Below are 781 nucleotides of genomic sequence, written 5' to 3' on the forward strand. Positions count from 1 at the left end.
CGTCAGACCTGTCGCTCCAGTCTCACCAGTCAGTCCTGTCGCCCCAGTCTCTCCTGTAAGCCCCGTTGCTCCGGTCTCTCCCGTAAGCCCTGTTGCACCAGTCTCACCTGTAAGCCCTGTTGCTCCGGTCTCTCCCGTGAGCCCCGTTGCACCAGTCTCGCCAGTCAGCCCCGTTGCTCCGGTCTCGCCCGTGAGTCCTGTCGCTCCCGTTTCTCCTGTGAGCCCTGTTGCACCAGTCTCGCCAGTCAGCCCCGTTGCTCCGGTCTCTCCCGTCAGACCTGTTGCTCCTGTTTCTCCCGTAAGCCCTGTTGCTCCCGTTTCTCCCGTAAGCCCCGTCGCTCCAGTCAGTCCTGTCGCACCAGTCTCTCCGGTCAGCCCCGTTGCTCCGGTCTCTCCTGTGAGACCTGTTGCACCAGTCTCTCCGGTGAGCCCCGTCGCTCCAGTCTCTCCCGTGAGCCCAGTCGCTCCAGTCTCTCCCGTAAGCCCTGTTGCACCAGTCTCACCTGTAAGCCCAGTTGCTCCGGTCTCTCCTGTAAGCCCTGTTGCACCAGTCTCACCTGTAAGCCCAGTTGCTCCGGTCTCTCCTGTAAGCCCTGTTGCACCAGTCTCACCTGTAAGCCCAGTTGCTCCGGTCTCTCCCGTGAGCCCAGTCGCTCCCGTTTCTCCCGTCAGCCCTGTCGCTCCAGTCTCACCTGTGAGCCCTGTTGCTCCGGTCTCACCTGTGAGCCCTGTCGCTCCCGTTTCTCCGGTCAGCCCAGTCGCACCAGTCTCACCTGTAAGC

The 781-nt window shown here is 62.6% G+C and carries 1 protein-coding gene; it reads right to left on the reverse strand.

All coding sequences use genetic code 11. The features are described 5' to 3' along the window. Nucleotides 1–781: calcium-binding protein (locus C173_RS21705; protein WP_036728386.1), on the reverse strand; the 781-nt coding region annotated here is incomplete at both ends.

Origin of the sequence: Paenibacillus sp. FSL R7-277, assembly GCF_000517965.1 — a bacterium.
Taxonomy (GTDB): domain Bacteria; phylum Bacillota; class Bacilli; order Paenibacillales; family Paenibacillaceae; genus Paenibacillus_AQ; species Paenibacillus_AQ silagei.